This window comes from Bartonella sp. TT110JLCBS, assembly GCF_042193405.1.
Taxonomy (GTDB): domain Bacteria; phylum Pseudomonadota; class Alphaproteobacteria; order Rhizobiales; family Rhizobiaceae; genus Bartonella.
Map to the genome: position 1 here is coordinate 1 of NZ_JBHILT010000108.1, position 1,253 is coordinate 1,253.

A 1,253-nucleotide genomic window follows, 5' to 3' on the forward strand; every position below is an offset into this window, starting at 1 on the left:
CGGAAAACCATATGGGGAGGATCAATAGCATATGACAGATTTACATCTGAAAAGAAAAAAAATAAAACTGTCACTAAAAATACTGAGAATGCTCTTTGAAACATTTTTATACCTTTGATATACACTCCATATTTTATACCTGTAACCTCTTGAAGCGTTACAGATATAAAAAGGGAGAAAAACCCCTATTGATCTTATTTTAAAGTGATGGCTAAAACCCTTTTTGCTGGCACATGACCCGCTTCAAAAATAACCATTACTTTTCTGTTCAAAATGACTGCGGTTTTTGCCAAATCCAAAATACTTTTTCCAACAATGTTATCACAGCCCCAAATACCTTTTTGAATGTCTGAAGTAGGGCGGATACCGTATCTGAGCTCTAGGCGACATTGTGCTCCTGCGCTAACGACTTGAACCGAATTGAGATAACCGTTTTGTTCATAAACTCCAGCATGAGAAACACCTGTTGTTAATGCTATCATCACCAAAACAATGGATATTTTTTTCAAAAAACTTTTCATAATTTACCTCTTTTAAATTTATTGCAACGGACATGAAATGCATCCCCATGCAATCTAATGGATATTTTTAGCCTCCTCGCCTCCTTAAAGACGAGAATTTTGACCAGCTTTAGCCCGTGATAAGGCTGCCTCATCTCAGTCTATTCTGACCCCTACCCCACTTGTTGCACGATTTATTTTACAGGCTCTACAGCAAAGCCTTCCCTTATTGGTGCCGCGTGAATGATGACTTATTCACACAACAAAACATCGCATGCACAAGCTCTATCATTGGCAATACTACCACTGAAAATGTCTGCCATTGTTAATGTACGTGCATTCTACGGATTCAAAATGTGTCTATGATTTATTGCCTATCGCAAGCGGCATACTGTCAACAAAGACAATTAAGACAAGTATTTACAGCCTCACTACGCTTAAAATCTTTCTAACACCAAACGCTAGAATGAAATTGCCATCTAAGCTCAAACGACGATTGATGCAAAATTACTCAGTTTAAAATAGAAAAAACTGTAGTTGAATATCTTAAGATAGATCCTCAATACCGATCACTCATGAATTCTGTAAAACATGAACGATTATACTCTGAGTAAAAACTGTAAATCAGAAAACTGCTAGGGTTAAAATAACCTTAGTGTAGAAGATTGACCATTTTCCAAGCATCACTTATTTAAGTCACAACGAATACAGATAATACGCTTAATTATCACGCACTCTCAGCCCTCGAATAAC

Annotated in this window: 1 protein-coding gene; it reads right to left on the reverse strand. The window is 36.8% G+C overall.

What is annotated here, in order from left to right:
• Window positions 1-194: 194 nt before the first annotated feature.
• A complete protein-coding gene (locus ACFILW_RS09800; RefSeq protein ID WP_375685731.1) occupies window positions 195-521 on the reverse strand; it encodes a hypothetical protein in 327 nt (108 codons plus the stop codon).
• Between the last annotated feature and the right edge of the window lie 732 nt (window positions 522-1,253).